The organism is Streptomyces sp. NPDC050433, from assembly GCF_044458565.1.
Lineage (GTDB): Bacteria > Actinomycetota > Actinomycetes > Streptomycetales > Streptomycetaceae > Streptomyces.
In genome coordinates this window covers 79457-98024 of record NZ_JBITIB010000023.1, presented here as the reverse complement: position 1 = coordinate 98024, position 18568 = coordinate 79457, and the positions used below count along the sequence as shown (strand labels likewise).

14 protein-coding genes are annotated in these 18568 nt (G+C 68.9%); 12 read left to right on the top strand and 2 right to left on the bottom strand.

The window, feature by feature from the left end; all coding sequences use genetic code 11:
- Positions 1–25: 25 nt before the first annotated feature.
- Entirely contained in the window at positions 26–1318 is a 1293-nt protein-coding gene (clpX, locus tag ACIBLA_RS26305; protein ID WP_330175851.1) for an ATP-dependent Clp protease ATP-binding subunit ClpX, read from the top strand.
- 78 nt (positions 1319–1396) lie between these two features.
- On the opposite strand, the gene ACIBLA_RS26300 is transcribed toward clpX, so the two are convergent.
- Positions 1397–2359: a hypothetical protein gene (locus ACIBLA_RS26300; RefSeq protein ID WP_363242411.1), complete on the bottom strand. Its 963-nt coding sequence runs from the start codon at positions 2357–2359 to the stop codon at positions 1397–1399.
- A 136-nt stretch (positions 2360–2495) separates the two neighbouring features.
- Between ACIBLA_RS26300 and ACIBLA_RS26295 the strand changes: the two genes are divergently transcribed.
- The 11 genes from ACIBLA_RS26295 (at position 2496) to ACIBLA_RS26245 (ending at position 18020) form a co-directional block, all read left to right on the top strand.
- Complete coding sequence (locus ACIBLA_RS26295) at positions 2496–5117, top strand: valine--tRNA ligase (RefSeq protein ID WP_399200074.1); 2622 nt, start codon at positions 2496–2498, stop codon at positions 5115–5117.
- A 70-nt stretch (positions 5118–5187) separates the two neighbouring features.
- Positions 5188–6708, top strand: a complete 1521-nt coding sequence (locus tag ACIBLA_RS26290) for a bifunctional folylpolyglutamate synthase/dihydrofolate synthase (protein WP_399200073.1) — start codon at positions 5188–5190, stop codon at positions 6706–6708.
- A gap of 6 nt (positions 6709–6714) precedes the next feature.
- A complete protein-coding gene (locus tag ACIBLA_RS26285; RefSeq protein WP_399200072.1) occupies positions 6715–7077 on the top strand; it encodes a DUF4233 domain-containing protein in 363 nt (120 codons plus the stop codon).
- A 116-nt stretch (positions 7078–7193) separates the two neighbouring features.
- Positions 7194–7604, top strand: a complete 411-nt coding sequence (ndk, locus tag ACIBLA_RS26280; protein WP_363242406.1) for a nucleoside-diphosphate kinase — start codon at positions 7194–7196, stop codon at positions 7602–7604.
- Between the two features lie 284 nt (positions 7605–7888).
- Positions 7889–8908: a rod shape-determining protein gene (locus tag ACIBLA_RS26275; protein ID WP_363242456.1), complete on the top strand. Its 1020-nt coding sequence runs from the start codon at positions 7889–7891 to the stop codon at positions 8906–8908.
- A gap of 230 nt (positions 8909–9138) precedes the next feature.
- Positions 9139–10098, top strand: coding sequence for a rod shape-determining protein MreC (mreC, locus tag ACIBLA_RS26270; RefSeq protein WP_363242405.1), 960 nt, complete (start codon positions 9139–9141; stop codon positions 10096–10098).
- Between the two features lie 11 nt (positions 10099–10109).
- Positions 10110–10775: a rod shape-determining protein MreD gene (gene mreD / locus ACIBLA_RS26265; protein WP_363242404.1), complete on the top strand. Its 666-nt coding sequence runs from the start codon at positions 10110–10112 to the stop codon at positions 10773–10775.
- On the top strand, positions 10772–13093 hold the full coding sequence (gene mrdA / locus ACIBLA_RS26260; protein ID WP_363242403.1) for a penicillin-binding protein 2: 2322 nt from the start codon (positions 10772–10774) through the stop codon (positions 13091–13093). Before mreD ends, mrdA begins: the two co-directional genes overlap by 4 nt.
- Before the next feature lie 3 nt (positions 13094–13096).
- On the top strand, positions 13097–14296 hold the full coding sequence (gene rodA / locus ACIBLA_RS26255; RefSeq protein WP_363242402.1) for a rod shape-determining protein RodA: 1200 nt from the start codon (positions 13097–13099) through the stop codon (positions 14294–14296).
- A 73-nt stretch (positions 14297–14369) separates the two neighbouring features.
- The gene (locus tag ACIBLA_RS26250) at positions 14370–15986 is read left to right on the top strand and encodes a CHAD domain-containing protein (protein WP_399200071.1); all 1617 of its coding nucleotides are present in this window, start codon (positions 14370–14372) and stop codon (positions 15984–15986) included.
- Between the two features lie 102 nt (positions 15987–16088).
- Entirely contained in the window at positions 16089–18020 is a 1932-nt protein-coding gene (locus ACIBLA_RS26245; protein WP_399200070.1) for a TIGR03960 family B12-binding radical SAM protein, read from the top strand.
- Positions 18021–18194: 174 nt separating this feature from the next.
- Here ACIBLA_RS26245 and ACIBLA_RS26240 read toward each other — a convergent pair whose 3' ends face one another.
- Positions 18195–18494 (bottom strand): hypothetical protein, encoded by a 300-nt coding sequence (locus tag ACIBLA_RS26240; protein WP_399200069.1) that lies wholly within the window; start codon positions 18492–18494, stop codon positions 18195–18197.
- Positions 18495–18568: the final 74 nt, after the last annotated feature.

The following is an 18568-nucleotide window of genomic DNA, read 5'->3' as shown; positions in this document are numbered from 1 at the left end:
CTCCCAGGCGAAGGGGAAGCACCTCGTGGCACGCATCGGTGATGGCGGCGACCTGCTCAAGTGCTCGTTCTGCGGGAAGAGCCAGAAGCAGGTGAAGAAGCTCATCGCAGGCCCCGGGGTCTATATCTGCGACGAGTGCATCGACCTCTGCAACGAGATCATCGAGGAGGAGCTGGCCGAGACCTCCGAGGTGCGGTGGGAGGAACTGCCCAAGCCGCGGGAGATCTACGAGTTCCTGGAGGGGTACGTCGTCGGGCAGGCGCCCGCGAAGAAGGCCCTCTCGGTGGCGGTCTACAACCACTACAAGCGTGTGCAGGCCGGTGAGAACGGCGGCGGCGGAGGCCGCGACGACGCGATCGAACTCGCCAAGTCGAACATCCTGTTGCTGGGCCCCACGGGCTCCGGCAAGACGCTCCTCGCCCAGACGCTGGCCCGGATGCTGAACGTACCGTTCGCGATCGCGGACGCGACGGCGCTGACGGAGGCCGGCTATGTCGGCGAGGACGTCGAGAACATTCTGCTGAAGCTGATCCAGGCGGCCGACTACGACGTCAAGAAGGCCGAGACCGGGATCATCTACATCGACGAGATCGACAAGGTCGCCCGCAAGAGCGAGAACCCGTCGATCACCCGCGATGTCTCCGGCGAGGGCGTCCAGCAGGCCCTGCTGAAGATCCTTGAGGGCACGACGGCCTCGGTCCCTCCGCAGGGCGGCCGTAAACACCCGCACCAGGAGTTCATCCAGATCGACACGACGAACGTGCTGTTCATCGTGGGCGGCGCCTTCGCGGGCCTGGAGAAGATCATCGAGTCACGGGCCGGTGCGAAGGGCATCGGCTTCGGCGCGACGATCCGCTCCAAGCGCGAGATCGAGGAGAGCGACCAGTTCCAGGAGGTCATGCCCGAGGACCTGGTGAAGTTCGGGATGATCCCCGAGTTCATCGGCCGCCTCCCGGTCCTGACCTCGGTGCACAACCTGGACCGCGAAGCGCTCCTGAAGATCCTGGTCGAGCCGCGTAACGCGCTGGTGAAGCAGTATCAGCGGCTGTTCGAACTCGACGGTGTGGAGCTGGACTTCGACCTGCCCGCGCTCGAAGCCATTGCCGACCAGGCGATCCTGCGCGGTACGGGCGCGCGCGGTCTGCGGGCGATCCTGGAGGAGGTCCTCCAGTCGGTGATGTACGAGGTGCCGTCCCGCAAGGACGTGGCCCGCGTGGTCATCACGGCGGACGTGGTCCGCAACAACGTCAACCCGACGCTGGTCCCGCGCGAGCCGCGCATCGTGAAGAACGACGGCCGCCACGAGAAGTCGGCGTAGCGGCGAGCCCGACGTACGGAAGAGGGGCGCCCGACCGGTTGCTGAACCGGCCGGGCGCCCCTCGTCGCGTGAGATGTGTCAGAGCTTGACGCGAACGTCCTTGCGCAGCTTGGCAGTTGTCGTGGCGGCCTCGTCGAGCGAGCCACCCTTGCCGGCCATCGCCGTCGCCATGTCCACCGGCATGGCGAAGCCCAGCGTGCTGTAGTCACCCCAGATGCAGATGGGGAAGTTCATCTCCTTGGGACCCGCGGTCGCGTCCTCGTTCTTCATCGACATCGTCTGGCACTTGATGACCGCGCCGTCCAGTCCCTCAGGCTCGAACGCCTCCGGGCTGCCGACGAGAACGGGTACGTCCTCGTCCTTGTCCTTCTCGGACTCCGACTTCAGGTAGGCGAACATCCCGTCGACGGCCTTCTCGGGGTCCTCGACCTCGCCCCACACACCGGCGAACGGCAGGATCTTCGCGCCGAACGGATTCTCCTCGACGGAGCCCGCCTCGTACTGGGCGCTCACATCCTTGGGGTTCTTGACGCCCCACTTCTCGGCGTCCTTGAGGTCGTCCTTGCTCATGCCGCCGCTGTCGGAGCCGTCGGAGCTCTCGCTCTTCTTGTACTCGCCGCCGATCACCGTCGCGGGCGTGGTCAGCTTGTGCGGGCCGTCGTCGGCGACATCGCTGCTGCCTCCGCCCACCAGGAAGTACGCCCCACCACCGATCACAGCCAGTGCCACGACGACCGAGGCGATGATCAGACCCGTCTTCTTCTTCGGCGCGCCACCCTGCGGCGGCGGGAATCCGGGGGCTCCTCCGTACTGAGGCTGCTGCGGCGGCTGGCCGTACGGGCCCGGCTGCTGCGGCTGACCGTAACCCTGCTGCGGCACTCCCTGCGGCGCCTGCTGGGGATACCCGTAACCGGGCTGCCCCTGGGGCGGCTGCTGCGGGTACCCGTAGCCGGGCTGGCCCTGCGGCGGCTGCTGTCCATACGGTCCGGGCTGGCCCTGGGGCGGCTGCCCACCGTACGGGCCCGGCTGGTTGTAGCTCATGTGCTCTGTCCCCTCCAGATGCTTACGCGTATCCGACATCCTGACTGAAGGAGTGGCGCCATGGACCATCGGGGGGCGCACCGTTACCGAACTATCCCGTTTCAGTGCGGTGCTGTGACGCCTCTAAACTGTGTCTGTGACCGAGAACTCTCAAGCGCAGCCCGCAGCCAACCCTGAACTGCCGACCCAGTACGCGCCGGCCGAGGTGGAGGGGAAACTGTACGAGCGCTGGGTAGAACGGGGCTACTTCGACGCAGACGAGAAGAGCGGGAAGCCGCCGTACACCATCGTCATCCCGCCGCCGAACGTCACCGGGTCCCTGCATCTCGGGCACGCCTTCGAGCACACGCTGATCGACGCCCTGACCCGCCGTAAGCGCATGCAGGGTTACGAGACGCTGTGGCAGCCCGGCATGGACCACGCCGGTATCGCCACCCAGAACGTCGTCGAGCGGGAGTTGGCGAAGGAGGGCAAGTCCCGGCACGACCTGGGGCGTGAGGCCTTCGTCGAGCGCGTCTGGCAGTGGAAGGAAGAGTCCGGCGGCCAGATCTCCGGGCAGATGCGCCGCCTCGGTGACGGCGTCGCCTGGTCCCGTGAGCGGTTCACGATGGACGAGGGGCTGTCGGCGGCCGTCCAGACCATCTTCAAGCGACTCTTCGACGACGGGCTGATCTACCGCGCCGAGCGCATCATCAACTGGTGCCCGCGCTGTCTCACCGCGATCTCCGACATCGAGGTCGAATACCAGGACGACGACGGCGAGTTGGTCTCGATCAAGTACGGCGACGGGGACGAGTCGCTCGTCGTCGCCACCACCCGCGCCGAGACGATGCTGGGTGACACCGCCGTCGCCGTCCACCCGGACGACGCGCGCTACACGCACCTGATCGGCAAGCGGATCAAACTGCCGCTCACCGACCGTACGATCCCCGTCGTCGCGGACACGCACGTCGACCCCGAGTTCGGCACGGGCGCCGTCAAGGTCACGCCCGCGCACGACCCGAACGACTTCGAGATCGGCCGTCGCCACGACCTGCCGAACGTCACGGTCATGGACGAGCGGGCCGTGATCACGACCCCCGGCCCCTTCCAGGGGCTCGACCGGTACGAGGCCCGCTCCGCCATCGTCGCGGCGCTGCGCGCGGACGGCCGGATCGTCGCCGAGAAGCGGCCGTACGTCCACTCCGTCGGCCACTGCTCGCGCTGCAAGACGACCGTCGAGCCGCGGCTGTCGCTCCAGTGGTGGGTCAAGGTCGCCACGCTCGCCAAGGCGGCCGGCGACGCCGTCCGGGACGGCCGCGTCACGATTCACCCCAAGGAGATGGAGTCCCGCTACTTCGCGTGGATCGACAACCTCAACGACTGGAACATCTCACGGCAGTTGTGGTGGGGCCACCGGATCCCGGTGTGGCACGGCCCGGACGGTGAGACCGTCTGTGTCGGCCCGGACGACGAGCCGCCGACCGGTGAGGGCTGGCACCAGGACACGGACGTCCTGGACACCTGGTTCTCGTCCGGCCTCTGGCCGTTCTCGACCCTCGGCTGGCCCGAACAGACCCCGAGCCTGGAGAAGTTCTATCCGAACTCGGTCCTGGTCACGGGATACGACATCCTGTTCTTCTGGGTCGCGCGGATGATGCTGTTCGGCCTGTACGCGATGGACGGAACCCCGCCGTTCCACACCATCGCGCTGCACGGCATGGTCCGCGACCAGTTCGGCAAGAAGATGTCGAAGTCCTTCGGCAACGCGGTCAATCCGATGGACTGGATGGACAAGTACGGCGCCGACGCGGTCCGTTTCACCCTCGCGCGGGGCGCCAACCCCGGTGTCGACGTCCCCATCGGCGAGGACTGGGTCCAGGGCTCCCGCAACTTCGCCAACAAGGTCTGGAACGCCACCCGTTTCGCCATGATGAACGGCGCGACGGTCGAGGGCCCGCTGCCCGACGCCTCGGAGATGTCCGCCACGGACCGCTGGATCCTCTCGCGGCTGAACGAGACCGTCGCCCAGGTCGACGCCCTCTACGAGGACTACCAGTTCTCCAAACTCAGCGACGCCCTCTTCCACTTCGCGTGGGACGAGGTCTTCGACTGGTACGTCGAGCTGTCCAAGACGACGTTCTTCGCGGGCGGCGAGCAGGCCAAGGTCTCCAGCCGCGTCCTCGGCGAGGTCCTGGACGTCACCCTGCGGCTGCTGCACCCGGTCGTGCCCTTCGTCACCGAGACGCTGTGGACGACGCTGACGGGCAAGGAGTCGGTCGTCGTCGCCGACTGGCCGGCCGACTCCGGCTTCCGCGACAAGGCCGCCGAGCGGGAGATCGAGCACGTCCAGCAGGTCGTCACGGAGGTCCGCCGCTTCCGCGCCGACCAGGGACTCCAGCCGGGCCAGAAGGTCCCCGGCCGGCTCGACCTGTCCGCCACGCCGCTCGCCGCGCACGAGGCGGCGATCCGCCAACTGCTGCGTCTCCAGGAGGAGGGCGAGGCCTTCCAGGCGACCGCGACCCTGCCGGTCGCCGGTGTCACGGTCGCGCTCGACCTGTCCGGCACGATCGACGTCGCGGCGGAGCGCAAGCGTCTGACGAAGGACAAGGACGCGGCGGTGAAGGAGCGGCAGCAGGCCACGGCCAAGCTCGGCAACGAGGCGTTCCTCGCGAAGGCCCCGGACAACGTGGTCGACAAGATCCGCGGCCGGCTGGCCAAGGCGGAGGCGGACATCGAGCGCATCACGGCGCAGCTCGCGGCGCTCCCGGAGAGCTGACAGCCGGGGGGCGGCGCCCTACGGGGCGGGGGCGGCATCGGTGTCGTACCCGCTCCGTAGACTGGGCCCTGTGAGTGAGCACCGGCCCGACCAGCCAGACCAGCCCGGCGAGTACGACGACGATTTCGACGACATCGTCCAAGCCGAGACGACCCGCGACCCCGACCTCGCCGTGATCGAGGCCGGGAGCCGCACCCTGCGCGCCCAGACGGGCCCCCCGCAGGGCGACGGCGTCCCGGCCCGGCCCGCCGACCCGGAGGTCGACAAGGCGCTGCGCGCCGTCGAGCAGGAGCTGGCCGGACGCTGGGGCGAGACGAAGCTTGAGCCGTCGGTCACTCGCATCGAGGCGCTGATGGATGTGCTCGGCGCCCCCCAGCGGGCGTATCCGTCGATCCACATCACCGGCACCAACGGCAAGACGTCCACGGCCCGCATGATCGAGGCGCTGCTCCGCGCCTGCGACCTGCGCACCGGCCGCTACACCAGCCCGCACGTCTCCTCGGTCACCGAGCGGATCAGCCTCGACGGCGAACCGATCTCGCCGGAGCGGTTCATCGAGACGTACGAGGAGATCAAGCCGTACGTCGAGATGGTGGACGGCGCCGAGGACCACCGGCTCTCGTTCTTCGAGGTCCTCACCGGCATGGCGTACGCGGCCTTCGCGGACGCCCCGGTGGACGTCGCGGTGGTCGAGGTCGGCATGGGCGGCAGCTGGGACGCGACGAACGTGATCGACGCCACCGTCGCGGTCGTCACCCCGATCGACCTGGACCACACCGACCGGCTCGGCTCCACGCCGGGTGAGATCGCCGTGGAGAAGGCCGGGATCATCAAGCAGGGCGCGACGGTCGTCCTGGCGCAGCAGCCGGTGGACGCGTCGCAGGTGATGCTCAAGAAGGCCGTCGAGGCGGACGCGACGGTGGCGCGCGAGGGCATGGAGTTCGGCATCGTCGCCCGCGAGGTCGCGGTCGGCGGCCAGATGCTGACGCTGCGCGGCCTCGGTGGTGAGTACGAGCAGATCTTCCTCCCGCTGTACGGCGCCCATCAGGCGCACAACGCGGCGGTGGCGCTGGCGGCGGTCGAGGCGTTCTTCGGGGTCGGCGCCCACGCCCGCCCCCTGGACCTGGACACGGTGCGCTCGGCGTTCGCCTCCGTCATCTCGCCGGGCCGACTTGAGGTCGTACGGCGCTCGCCGACTGTCGTCCTGGACGCGGCGCACAATCCGGCGGGCGCGCGGGCCGTGGCGGCGGCGATCGGTGAGTCGTTCGGCTTCAGCAGACTGATCGGGGTCGTCGGCGCGGGCACCGGCAAGGACGTCCGGGGGCTTCTCGAAGCCCTGGAGCCGGTCTTCGCGGAGATCGTCGTCACGCAGAACTCCAGCGACCGCGCGATGAGCGCGGACGAGCTGGCTGCCGTCGCCGTCGAGCTGTTCGGCGACGACCGGGTGCAGGTCGAACCGCGGCTCGACGACGCGCTGGAGGCGGCGATCACGCTCGCCGAGGAGGACGGGGAGTACGCGGGCGCCGGCGTGCTGGTGACCGGTTCGGTGATCACGGTCGGCGAGGCCCGGCTGCTTCTGGGAAAGGCCTGATTTCGCATGCGTACGCTCTGCGCGTCGACGCTGATCGGTGAGTTCTTCGTGATCGGCTTCGCCGGGCTCGTCGCCATGAAGTCCGACGACCTGTCGATGGGCACAGTGTGGACGGTCTGCGGCATCGCGATGCTTCTGTCCCTGCTGCTGTGCGCCGTGGTCACCAGGCCCGGCGGGGTCCAGCTCGGCTGGGCCTTCCAGATCGCGCTGGTCGCGGGCGGTTTCGTGGTGCCGGTGATGTTCTTCCTCGGCGTGCTCTTCGGCGCCCTGTGGTGGGCCTCGGTCCACTTCGGGCGCAAGATCGACGAGGCGAAGGCGCGATGGGCGGAACTGGCCGGGGCCGAACCACCCGCCGAGCCGCAGATCTAGCGGGTCCAGAGGCCCGTCCGTACGTGGACCGGGTACGGAGCGGGCTCTCCGCACCTGTAGCCTCACACCACTTCACCCGTTTGCCCGCAGCGAATGCCCGCAAGGAGCCGCACACCATGACCCAGCGCACTCTCGTCCTCCTCAAGCCGGACGCCGTCCGCCGCGCTTTGGTGGGAGAGATCATCGGCCGTATCGAGCGCAAGGCCGGCTGGAGCATCACCGCACTTGAGCTGCGCACGCTCGACGAGAGCACGCTGGAGCAGCACTACGGCGAGCACAAGGGCCGGCCGTTCTACGAGCCGCTGATCGAGTTCATGGCGTCGGGCCCGGTCGTCGCGATGGTCGTCGAGGGCGAGCGCGTCATCGAGGGCGTACGGACTCTGGCGGGCCCCACTGACCCGATCGCCGCAGCGCCGGGGTCCATTCGGGGGGACTTCGGAACGATCGTCCGGGAGAACCTGATCCACGCCTCGGACTCCGAGGAGTCCGCCATTCGGGAACTGAAACTTTTCTTCCCAGAGCACTGAAAGACACCCCCTACCCTGGTCTTTCCTGACCAAACGTCAGCCATACAGCGCTGAGCGCAGCTGCGGCGGCCGACGGAATTCGGCCTCCCCCGGCATATGCGGAGCCAGATCGGGAACGCATGGCTGCGACACATCGTCACCTTTATTAGAGGTGGATCTGCCGCGCCGAGTCAGCGGGGACGGCACTACGATGGAAGTCTCCACCCACAGCATCCACCTCGCCATCCTGAAAAGCCGTCAAAGCTCGATTTGGGAAGGCCAGACGCATCCTCATGGGGAACAAGATGTCGTTCATCGGCCGTGACATGGCTGTCGACCTCGGGACCGCCAACACGCTGGTGTACGTCAGGGGTCGGGGGATCGTGCTCAACGAGCCGTCCGTCGTCGCCATCAACACCAACACGGGTGGCATCCTCGCGGTCGGCGCCGAAGCGAAGAAGATGATCGGCCGGACACCGGGCAACATCGTTGCCGTCCGGCCGCTGAAGGACGGCGTGATCGCCGACTTCGAGATCACCGAACGCATGCTGCGCTACTTCATTCTCAAGATCCACAAGCGCCGCTACCTGGCCCGTCCGCGGGTCGTCGTCTGTGTGCCCTCCGGTATCACGGGAGTCGAGCGGCGCGCCGTCATCGAGGCGTCCACCCAGGCGGGCGCCCGTCAGGTGCACATCATCGAGGAGCCCATGGCCGCCGCCATCGGCTCGGGCCTTCCCGTCCACGAGGCGACCGGCAACATGGTCGTGGACATCGGCGGCGGCACCACCGAGGTCGCGGTGATCTCGCTCGGCGGCATCGTCACCGCGCAGTCGATCCGGGTGGCCGGCGACGAGTTGGACAACGCGATCATCCAGCACATCAAGAAGGAGTACTCGCTCCTCCTCGGTGAGCGCACCGCCGAGCAGATCAAGATCACCATCGGTTCGGCGTACGACCTCGACAAGGAGGAGCACACCGAGATCCGTGGCCGCGACCTGGTGTCGGGGCTGCCGAAGACCGTCGTCGTCTCTGCCGCCGAGGTCCGCAAGGCCATCGAGGAGCCGGTCAACGCCATCGTGGACGCGGTGAAGACCACGCTCGACAAGTGCCCGCCGGAGCTGTCCGGCGACGTGATGGACCGCGGCATCGTCCTCACCGGCGGCGGCGCCCTGCTGCGCGGCCTCGACGAGCGGCTGCGGCGTGAGACCGGTATGCCCATCCACATCGCCGAGGACCCGCTGGATTCGGTGGCTCTGGGCTCCGGCAAGTGCGTCGAGGAGTTCGAAGCCCTTCAGCAGGTGCTGGACGCGTCGCCGCGCAGATGACGTATCGCTGACCGACCCGCGCGGATCATGAAAAGTGCGAATATCCCCCGGGCTCAACAAGCCCGGGGGACACCCCATATGGAACGCGACGTCCCCGTCGGTGGATCGTTGATATACAGACAAGACCAAACCGAAGTGCCAATTGAGACGAATCCCTTCCGGGTGATTCCCGCGATTCGCACGAAGGTTTCCGACGAGGCATTCCAACGAGGAAGGCACGGCCGCCGCACGTGAGGGACACACGAGAGAGCCGGCTGCTCCTGGTGCTGCTGATCGCCATCGCGTTCGCACTGATCACGGTGGATATCCGTGGGGGAGAGGCATCACCCGTCGACGGTGCCCGACAGGCCGCGGCCTCGGTCTTCGGCCCCGTGCAGAGAGGCGTCTCGCAGGCCGTCGATCCGGTCGGCAACGCAATCGGGGCCGTACGGGACTCCGGTACGCGGCACGACCGCATCAGCGCCCTGGAGCGGGAGAACGCGGCACTCAAGCAGCGGCTCGGCAGCGACGACCGCAACCGCAGCCGTGTGAAGGAGCTGGACAAGCTCCTGAAGGCGGCGGGCGCCGGCCAGTACGGCATAAAGGCCGCCGAGGTCATCGCCATAGGAGCGGCCCAGGGCTTCTCCTGGACCGTGACCATCGACGCGGGCGCGAAGGACGGCCTCAAGCGCGACATGACCGTCCTGAACGGTGACGGGCTCGTCGGCCGCATCACCACGGTGGGACCGAGCACCGCGACCGTACTGCTCGCCAACGACCCGGACTTCACGGTCGGCACCCGGATGGAGCGCTCCGACGAACTGGGCTTCGCCACCGGCCAGGGCGACCAGCCGTTCAACGTCCAACTCCTCAACGGCAAGGCCAAGGTGAAGCCCGGCGACCGGCTGGTCACGTTCGGGTCCAACAAGGACCGGCCGTTCGTCCCCGGAGTGCCGGTCGGCCAGGTCGTCCGCGTCGACCCCGCCGCCGGCGGCCTCACGCGCGACATCTACGTCCGCCCGTACGTCGGCTTCAGCAAGCTCGACATCGTCGGCGTCGTCGTCCAGGCACCCCGCGAGGACCCGCGCGACATGGTCCTGCCGCAGAAGCCCGCCAAGCCCAAGCCCACCCCGACCGTCACTGTCACGGCCACCCCGTCGCCAGGCGGGCCGCAGCCGCCGGACGACGGCCAGGTCAACGAGCAGGAGTAGAGCTGATCCCCATGCGCCTCAACCGGACGCTGCTCTCCGTCACCCTTGTCGTCGTCGCGCTGGTCGTCCAGGTGTCCGTACTCGCCCGGCTCCAACTCCCCGGAGCCGTACCCGATCTGCTGCTTCTCGTCGTCATCGCGCTCGCCCTGGTCTACGGCCACACCAGCGGCGCCCTCATCGGCTTCGGCGCCGGGCTCCTCGCCGACATCGCCCCGCCCGCCGACCACGCCGCCGGACGCTACGCGCTGGTGCTCTGCCTGATCGGCTATCTCGCCGGACTCGCCAAGCCCGAGAAGGGCCAACTGCGCACCGCGCTGGGCCCGATGGTCGTGGTGGTCGGCGCCGCCGTCACCACGACCCTGCTGTACGCGGGTGTCGGCGCCCTCGTCGGCGACACCGCCGCCCGTCATGTGGGCCTCACCAACCTGGTGATCACCTCGGCCATCTACGACCTGCTGCTCGCCCCGTTCACCGTCCCGCTGATCATGGCCCTGGCCAGACGCGCGGAGAACGACCCGCTCGCCGCGAAGTCGAGCGGCGGCGGCGACGTCGCCTCCGGCTGGCTCGCGGCGGGGACCGGACTGAAGATCGGGAGCCAGCGCGGCGTACTGCGGTTGAAGACGGCCAGGTCGCGCGCGGCACGTGCCGGACGGATCAAGGGGGTCAAACGGCTGTGAGCAACATTCCGGAGACCGGACGGACGCAGCGGGTCCAGATCCGGCTCATCATCATCCAGGTCCTCGTCGTCTCGCTGCTGCTCACCCTCGGCGGACGGCTCTGGTACCTCCAGGTCCGCAACGGCGCGGAGTACACGGACGAGGCGAAGAACAACCACGTACAACAGGTCGTCCAGCCGGCCGTCCGCGGTTCGATCCTCGACTCGCAGGGCGTGCCGCTCGCCGACAACGAGACCCGTCTCGTCGTCTCCGCCAGCCGCACCGAGCTGATGAAGATGCAGGACAGCGGGAAGGCGGTCCTCATCCGTCTCGCCGAAGTCCTCGGCATGTCGCCGAAGGAGGTCGGGGACAAGGTCAGGCTCTGCGACAACGAGACGCCGCAGCCCTGCTGGAACGGTTCGCCGTACCAGCCGATCCCCGTCACCGACGAGGCCACCACGCAGCAGGCGCTCCAGATCCGCGAGCGCGCCGAGGACTTTCCCGGTATCACCGCCGAGCCGACCGCCGTGCGCCGCTACGCCGCGCCGGCCAAGGCCAACACCGCCCAGGTGCTCGGCTATCTCTCGCCGGTGACCGACGAGGAGATCACCAAGGCGCAGGACACCGACTCGCCGTTCCTCCGCTCCGACCAGGTCGGCCGCTCCGGTCTGGAGCGTACGTACGACAAGTACCTGCGCGGCGACGCGGGCGTCACCCGCTACGAGGTCGACAACCTCGGCCGTGTCATCGGCCAGGCCAAGAGCGACCAGGCCGAGCCGGGCTCCAACATCATCACCTCCATCGACGCGCGGGTGCAGGCCGTCGCCGAGTTCGAGCTGAACGAGGCGATGAAGGCGGCCCGCAAGGAGATGGACCGCAACACCAACGAGAACTACAAGGCCGACGCGGGCGCCGTGGTGGTCCTGGAGTCCAAGACCGGCCGCGTCGTCTCGATGGCCTCCCAGCCGACGTACGACCCCAACGCCTGGGTCGGCGGGATCTCCGCGAAGGACTACTCCAAGCTCACCAGCAAGAAGTCCAACTTCCCGCTGCTGAACCGGGGAATCCAGTCGCAGGCCGCCCCCGGCTCGATCTTCAAGGTCATCTCGTCGACGGCGGCGGTCAGGGCCGGTTACGACTTCAACGGCAGCTACCCGTGCCCCAGTTCGTACTCCATCGGCAACCAGGTCTTCAAGAACTTCGAGTCCCAGGGCTACGGCAACATCAACCTCGGCCGCGCCCTGGAGGTCTCCTGCGACACCGTCTTCTACGGGCTCGCGCACAACGAGTGGCGCAAGGACGGCGGCAACAAGCCCAAGAAGGGCGCCAACGACTGGTTCTACAAGACCGCCAAGGAGTTCGGCCTCGCCAAGGAGACCGGCATCGACCTCCCCAACGAGGTCGTGGGCCGGATCCCGGACCGCCAGTGGAAGCAGGACTTCTGGGAGGCCAACAAGGCCGACTGGTGCGAGCAGGGCAAGAAGGGCGGCACGTACGTCGAGCAACTGGCGTACGAGGGCTGCCTCGAAGGCAACCGGATGCGCGCCGGTGACGCGGTCAACTACTCGATCGGCCAGGGTGACACGCTCGTCACCCCGATCCAGATGGCCACGATCTACTCGGCGATCGCCAACGGCGGCACCATGTACACCCCGAGCGTCGGCAAGGCGATCGTCAGCCCCGACGGCAAGAGCGTCGAGGAGATCAAGCCGCAGTCGCACGGCAAGCTGCCGGTCGACCGCACGCTGCGCGACCAGCTGGACAAGGCGCTGGCGGGAGTGGCGACCACCGGCTCGGCGGCCTGGCGGTTCGGCGGCTGGCCGCAGGACAAGATCCCGATGCACGCCAAGACGGGTACGGCCGAGGTCTACGGCAAGCAGACGACGTCCTGGTTCGCCTCGTACACCGAGGACTACACGATCGTCATGACGATCTCCCAGGGTGGTACGGGCTCCGGCGCCTCGGGCCCCGCCGTACGGAAGATCTACGAGGCGATGTACGGCCTCGACGCGAAGGGCGGGCAGAACATGAAGAAGGCCCTGCTGCCCAAGCCGCGTACCGCACTGCCCAAGATCGAGCCCGACGGCACGATCGACGCGCCGACCGTCAAGCCGTACGTACCGGAACAGGCGCCGCTGGACGGCAACGAGATCGCGCCGGCCGGTGACAACGCCGGGCAGGTGCCGCAGGACCCCGGCGCGAACCAGGCCCCGGGCGACGCGGGCCGGGCCCCGGACAACCGTCAGGCCCCCGGCGACGTGGGCCGGCCACCGGCCGGTCCCGGCCGGACACCGAACGACAACGAACAGCTCGCGGGGCCACCCGCGCGGAGGGACTGACGCATGGCCGGCACGGGCGGCTTCTCCGTCTCCGGATACGGTCCCGAGCGCGGGCTCTGGGCGACGCTCGCCGCCCGCGACTCGCTGGCGCGCAGGCTGGACTGGCCCCTGCTGTTCTCCTCGATCGCGCTGTCGGCGGTCGGGTCGCTGCTCGTCTGGTCGGCGACCCGTAACCGTACGTCTCTCAACCAGGGCGACGAGTACCACTTCTTCCTCCGCCACATACTGAACACCGGTATCGGGCTGGCCCTGATGATCGGCACGATCTGGCTCGGCCACCGCACCCTGCGCGGCGCGGTGCCGGTGCTCTACGGCCTCTCCGTCGTGCTCGTGCTGCTGGTGCTCACCCCGCTCGGCGCGACCATCAACGGCGCGCACGCCTGGATCGTGCTCGGCGGCGGCTTCACGCTCCAGCCCTCGGAGTTTGTGAAGATCACGATCATCCTCGGTATGGCGATGCTGCTCGCGGCCAGAGTCGACGCGGGTGATCAGGCCCATCCGGACCATCGGACGGTCGCGAAGTCCCTGGGCCTCGCGGTCGTCCCGATCATGATCGTCATGATGATGCCGGACCTCGGCTCGGTGATGGTCATGGCGGTGATCGTGCTCGGCGTCCTGCTCTCCTCCGGGGCGTCCAACCGGTGGATCTTCGGGCTCGTCGGCGCCGGTGTCGCGGGTGCCGTCGCCGTCGCCGCGCTCGGGATCCTCGACGAGTACCAGATCAACCGCTTCGCCGCCTTCGCCAACCCGGAGCTGGACCCGGCGGGAGTCGGCTACAACACCAACCAGGCGCGGATCGCGATCGGTTCGGGCGGCCTGACCGGCACCGGACTCTTCAAGGGCTCCCAGACCACCGGCCAGTTCGTCCCCGAGCAGCAGACCGACTTCGTCTTCACCGTCGCGGGGGAGGAGCTGGGCTTCCTCGGGGCCGGGCTGATCCTGCTGCTGCTCGGTGTGGTGCTGTGGCGCGCGTGCCGGATCGCCCGTGAGACGACCGAGCTGTACGGCACGATCGTGGCGGCCGGGATCATCGCCTGGTTCGCCTTCCAGTCATTCGAGAACGTCGGCATGACGCTCGGGATCATGCCGGTGGCGGGTCTGCCGCTGCCGTTCGTGTCGTACGGAGGCACGTCGATGTTCGCGGTCTGGATCGCGGTCGGGCTGCTCCAGTCGATCAGGGTGCAGCGGCCCATGTCTGCGTGACCGGCGGCGTGATCCGCCGGTTCGGAGTAGCGGGGGCTGCCACTCGGCGGCCCCTGCGACTACGTTTGTGAAGATGGCGGACACAAAGCGCGAGATCGAGCGAAAGTACGAACTCCCGGTGCGGCTGGAGGGTGGCGACCGCGGCGACGGCGGCTCGGAACCCGGTGGCCGTCGTTTCGTTCTGCCGGACCTCACCAAGGTCCCCGCCGTCTCGGCCGTCAGCGCCGAAGGCGTCACCGAGCTTGACGCCGTCTACCACGACACGGCCGATCTGCGGTTGACCACCGACCTGCTCACCCTCCGCCGGCGCACCGGCGGCGCCGACGCGGGCTGGCATCTGAAATTCCCCGTCGGCAACGACGTCCGCGACGAGATCCAGGCTCCGCTCTCCGACACCCTCCCCGACGAGCTGGCCGCGCTGGTGCGCTCCCGCGTCCGCGGCGCTGAGCTGGCCCCCGTCGTACGGCTGCGGACCTCGCGCGACCTCAGCCTGCTGGTCGACAAGAGCGGCAGAACCCTCGCCGAGGTGGCTGTGGACACCGTCCGTGCCCAACGCCTGCCCGACGGGTCCGGCACAGCCCGCTGGACCGAGATCGAGGTCGAGCTGGCCGACGACGGCGACCCGGCGCTGCTCGACGCCGTGGAGAAGGTCCTCCGCAAGGCGGGGGTACGTCCGGCGTCCGCCAGTTCCAAGCTCGCCAGGGCCCTCGCCGAGACGGCGCCCGCCGGGAGCGCGCCGGCCGCGAGGAAGACCAGGAACCGGGACGCCGGCAAGGGGGCGAAGGGCGCCGGGCACGCGGCGGTCACCGCCGGGGACCACGTACTGGCCTATCTGCGCGAGCAGGCCGACGCGATCGTCTCGTACGACGCCGCCGTCCGCCGGGACCTGCCCGACTCGGTGCACCAGCTGCGGGTCGCCACCCGCCGGATGCGGTCCGCGTTCCGTACGTACAAGAAGGTGCTCGACCGCGAGGCCAGCCGCCCCATCGGCGCGGAGCTGAAGTGGCTCGCCGGGGAGCTGGGCGTCGACCGGGACCAGGAGGTCCTCGCCGAGCGCCTCACCGAACGCGTCGACGCCCACCACCCGACCCTGCTGCTCGGCCCGGTGCACGCCCGGCTCCAGATCTGGGACGCCGCGGGACGCACCGACGCACGGGCCAGGACCCTCGGCGTCCTCGACAGCGCGCGCTATCTGCGCCTGCTGGACTCGGTGGACGCCCTGCTCGCCGATCCGCCGCTGCTCGCGGACAGCGCCGACAGGAAGCCCGGCAAGGTGCTGCCTCGGGCGATCATCAAGGACTACGAACGCCTCGCGGGCCGGGTCGAGCACGCACTGGCGCTCGCGCCGGGGGAGGAGCGCGACCTGGCGCTCCACGACGCCCGCAAGGCCGCCAAGCGCGCCCGTTACGCCGCCGACGCGGCCAGCGCCGCCCTCGGCACGCCCGCGAAGCGCTTCTCGAAGCGGATGAGGGCCGTGCAGACCGTGCTCGGCGACCACCAGGACAGCGTGGTGGCCCGCGACGCCCTGCGCGACCTCGCGATCCAGGCACATGCCGCCGGTGAGTCCGCTTTCACCTGGGGGCTGCTGTACGGCGAGGAGGAGGCACGGGCCGCGGACCGGGAGCGGGAGCTGCCGCGCGTCTGGAAGAAGTCGGCCGAGCCGAAGCTGCGCCGGGCGCTGACGGGCTGAGGACGGCCCGGGCAGGGCTTCGCGGGGCTTCGCGCGGTGAGGGGCGGTTGGCGGTCGGGGTAGCCTGAATGGTCACCCCGTCAGTCCACGAAAGTCGCCGTGATGTCTGCTGTTGAATCGGTCTTCCCACAGCTCGAAGCTCTGCTCCCGCATGTGCAGAAGCCGATCCAATACGTCGGCGGTGAACTCAACTCCACCGTCAAGGACTGGGACGCGTGCGACGTCCGCTGGGCGCTGATGTACCCGGACGCGTACGAGGTGGGGCTGCCCAACCAGGGCGTCATGATCCTGTACGAGGTACTCAACGAGCGCGAGGGCGTGCTCGCGGAGCGTACGTACAGCGTCTGGCCCGACCTCGAAGCGCTGATGCGCGAGCACCGGGTCCCGCAGTTCACGGTGGACGCGCACCGCCCGGTCTCCGCCTTCGACGTCTTCGGGCTCTCCTTCTCCACCGAGCTGGGCTACACCAACATGCTCACGGCGCTCGACCTGGCCGGGATCCCGCTCAACGCGGCGGACCGCACCGTCGACCACCCGATCGTCCTCGCGGGCGGCCACGCGGCGTTCAACCCCGAGCCGATCGCCGAGTTCATCGACTGCGCCGTCATCGGCGACGGTGAGCAGGCGGTCCTTCAGATCACCGCGATCATCCGGGCCTGGAAGGCCGAGGGCCGGACCGGTGGCCGCGAGGAGCTGCTGCTGAGGCTCGCGAAGACCGGCGGGGTGTACGTGCCGGGCTTCTACGACGTCGAGTACCTGCCGGACGGCCGTATCGCCCGTACCGTCCCCAACCGGTCCGGCGTCCCGTGGCGGGTCTCCAAGCACACCGTCATGGACCTCGACGAGTGGCCGTACCCGAAGCAGCCGCTGGTGCCGCTCGCCGAGACCGTGCACGAGCGGATGTCCGTCGAGATCTTCCGCGGGTGCACGCGCGGCTGCCGCTTCTGCCAGGCCGGCATGATCACGCGGCCCGTCCGGGAGCGCAGCATCACCGGCATCGGCGAGATGGTCGAGAAGGGCCTGAAGGCGACCGGCTTCGAGGAGGTCGGCCTGCTGTCGCTGTCCTCCGCCGACCACAGCGAGATCGCCGACGTCGCGAAGGGCCTCGCCGACCGGTACGAGGAGGAGAAGATCGGCCTCTCCCTCCCGTCCACCCGTGTCGACGCGTTCAACGTCGACCTCGCCAACGAGCTGACGCGCAACGGCCGCCGCTCCGGTCTCACCTTCGCCCCCGAGGGCGGCTCCGAACGGCTGCGCAAGGTCATCAACAAGATGGTCTCGGAGGAGGACCTGATCCGTACGGTCTCCACCGCGTACGGCAACGGCTGGCGCCAGGTGAAGCTCTACTTCATGTGCGGGCTGCCGACGGAGACCGACGAGGACGTCCTGCAGATCGGCGACATGGCGGTCAACGTCATCGCGGAGGGCCGCAAGGTCTCCGGCCAGAACGACATCCGCTGCACCGTCTCCATCGGCGGGTTCGTGCCCAAGCCGCACACCCCGTTCCAGTGGGCGCCGCAGCTGAGCGTCGAGGAGACCGACGAGCGGCTGCTGAAGCTGCGCGACAAGATCCGCGCGGACAAGAAGTACGGCCGCTCGATCGGCTTCCGCTACCACGACGGCAAGCCCGGCATCGTCGAGGGCCTGCTCTCGCGCGGCGACCGCCGGGTGGGCGCGGTCATCCGGGCGGTCTACGAGGACGGCGGCCGGTTCGACGGCTGGCGCGAACACTTCAGCTACGACCGCTGGATGACCGCCGCCGCGAAGACGCTGCCGCAGGCCGGCCTGGACATCGACTGGTACACCACGCGCGAGCGCACGTACGAGGAGGTCCTGCCCTGGGACCATCTGGACTCCGGTCTCGACAAGGACTGGCTCTGGGAGGACTGGCAGGACGCGCTGGACGAGACCGAGGTCGAGGACTGCCGCTGGACGCCGTGCTTCGACTGCGGAGTGTGCCCGCAGCTCGACTTGGACATCCAGATCGGTCCGACGGGCAAGAAGCTGCTGCCGCTGACGGTCAAAAGGGGCTAGACAACCCGTCCGGAACGCTGGGCCGATCGGGTGACACGGCTACCCGGAGCTTGTCGCATATGCCAGGACGTCTAGGGTCTGTCGTTTGGATCAGGCCGGATCCAAACGACAGACCCTAGACGTCCGGTGCGGTGCGGCCGGCCGGAGTCGCACCGCATTCGGCGGCCTTGCGCGTCAGTCGGAGCCGCTGACGCCGGGGGCCACAAAACGCCGTTGGAGGGGCGAGAACGAGGTCTCGGGCTTCCCTGTGACGCCGGCTTCTTTGAGTGCGGACCCGAGCCGGTCGGTGAAGAACCGCTCGAAGTCCTCTCGGGTGTTCCACACATCGGTCACATGCAGCGCGCCACCCTCGAACCAGGCCACGTGCAGGACCGCGCCCTCCGGCAGGTGCTCCTCCCAGCGCATCGCGGTCCGCACGGCCTCGTACTGCTCGGGCGTGACCCCCGGCGCGCGCAAGGACATCACCACAGCCATGGGAATCCCTCCTTTGTCGTTCGGCCCCCTCGCCCAGTAGACGGGCCCGAGCAACCGATCGCCTGTCGTGGAAG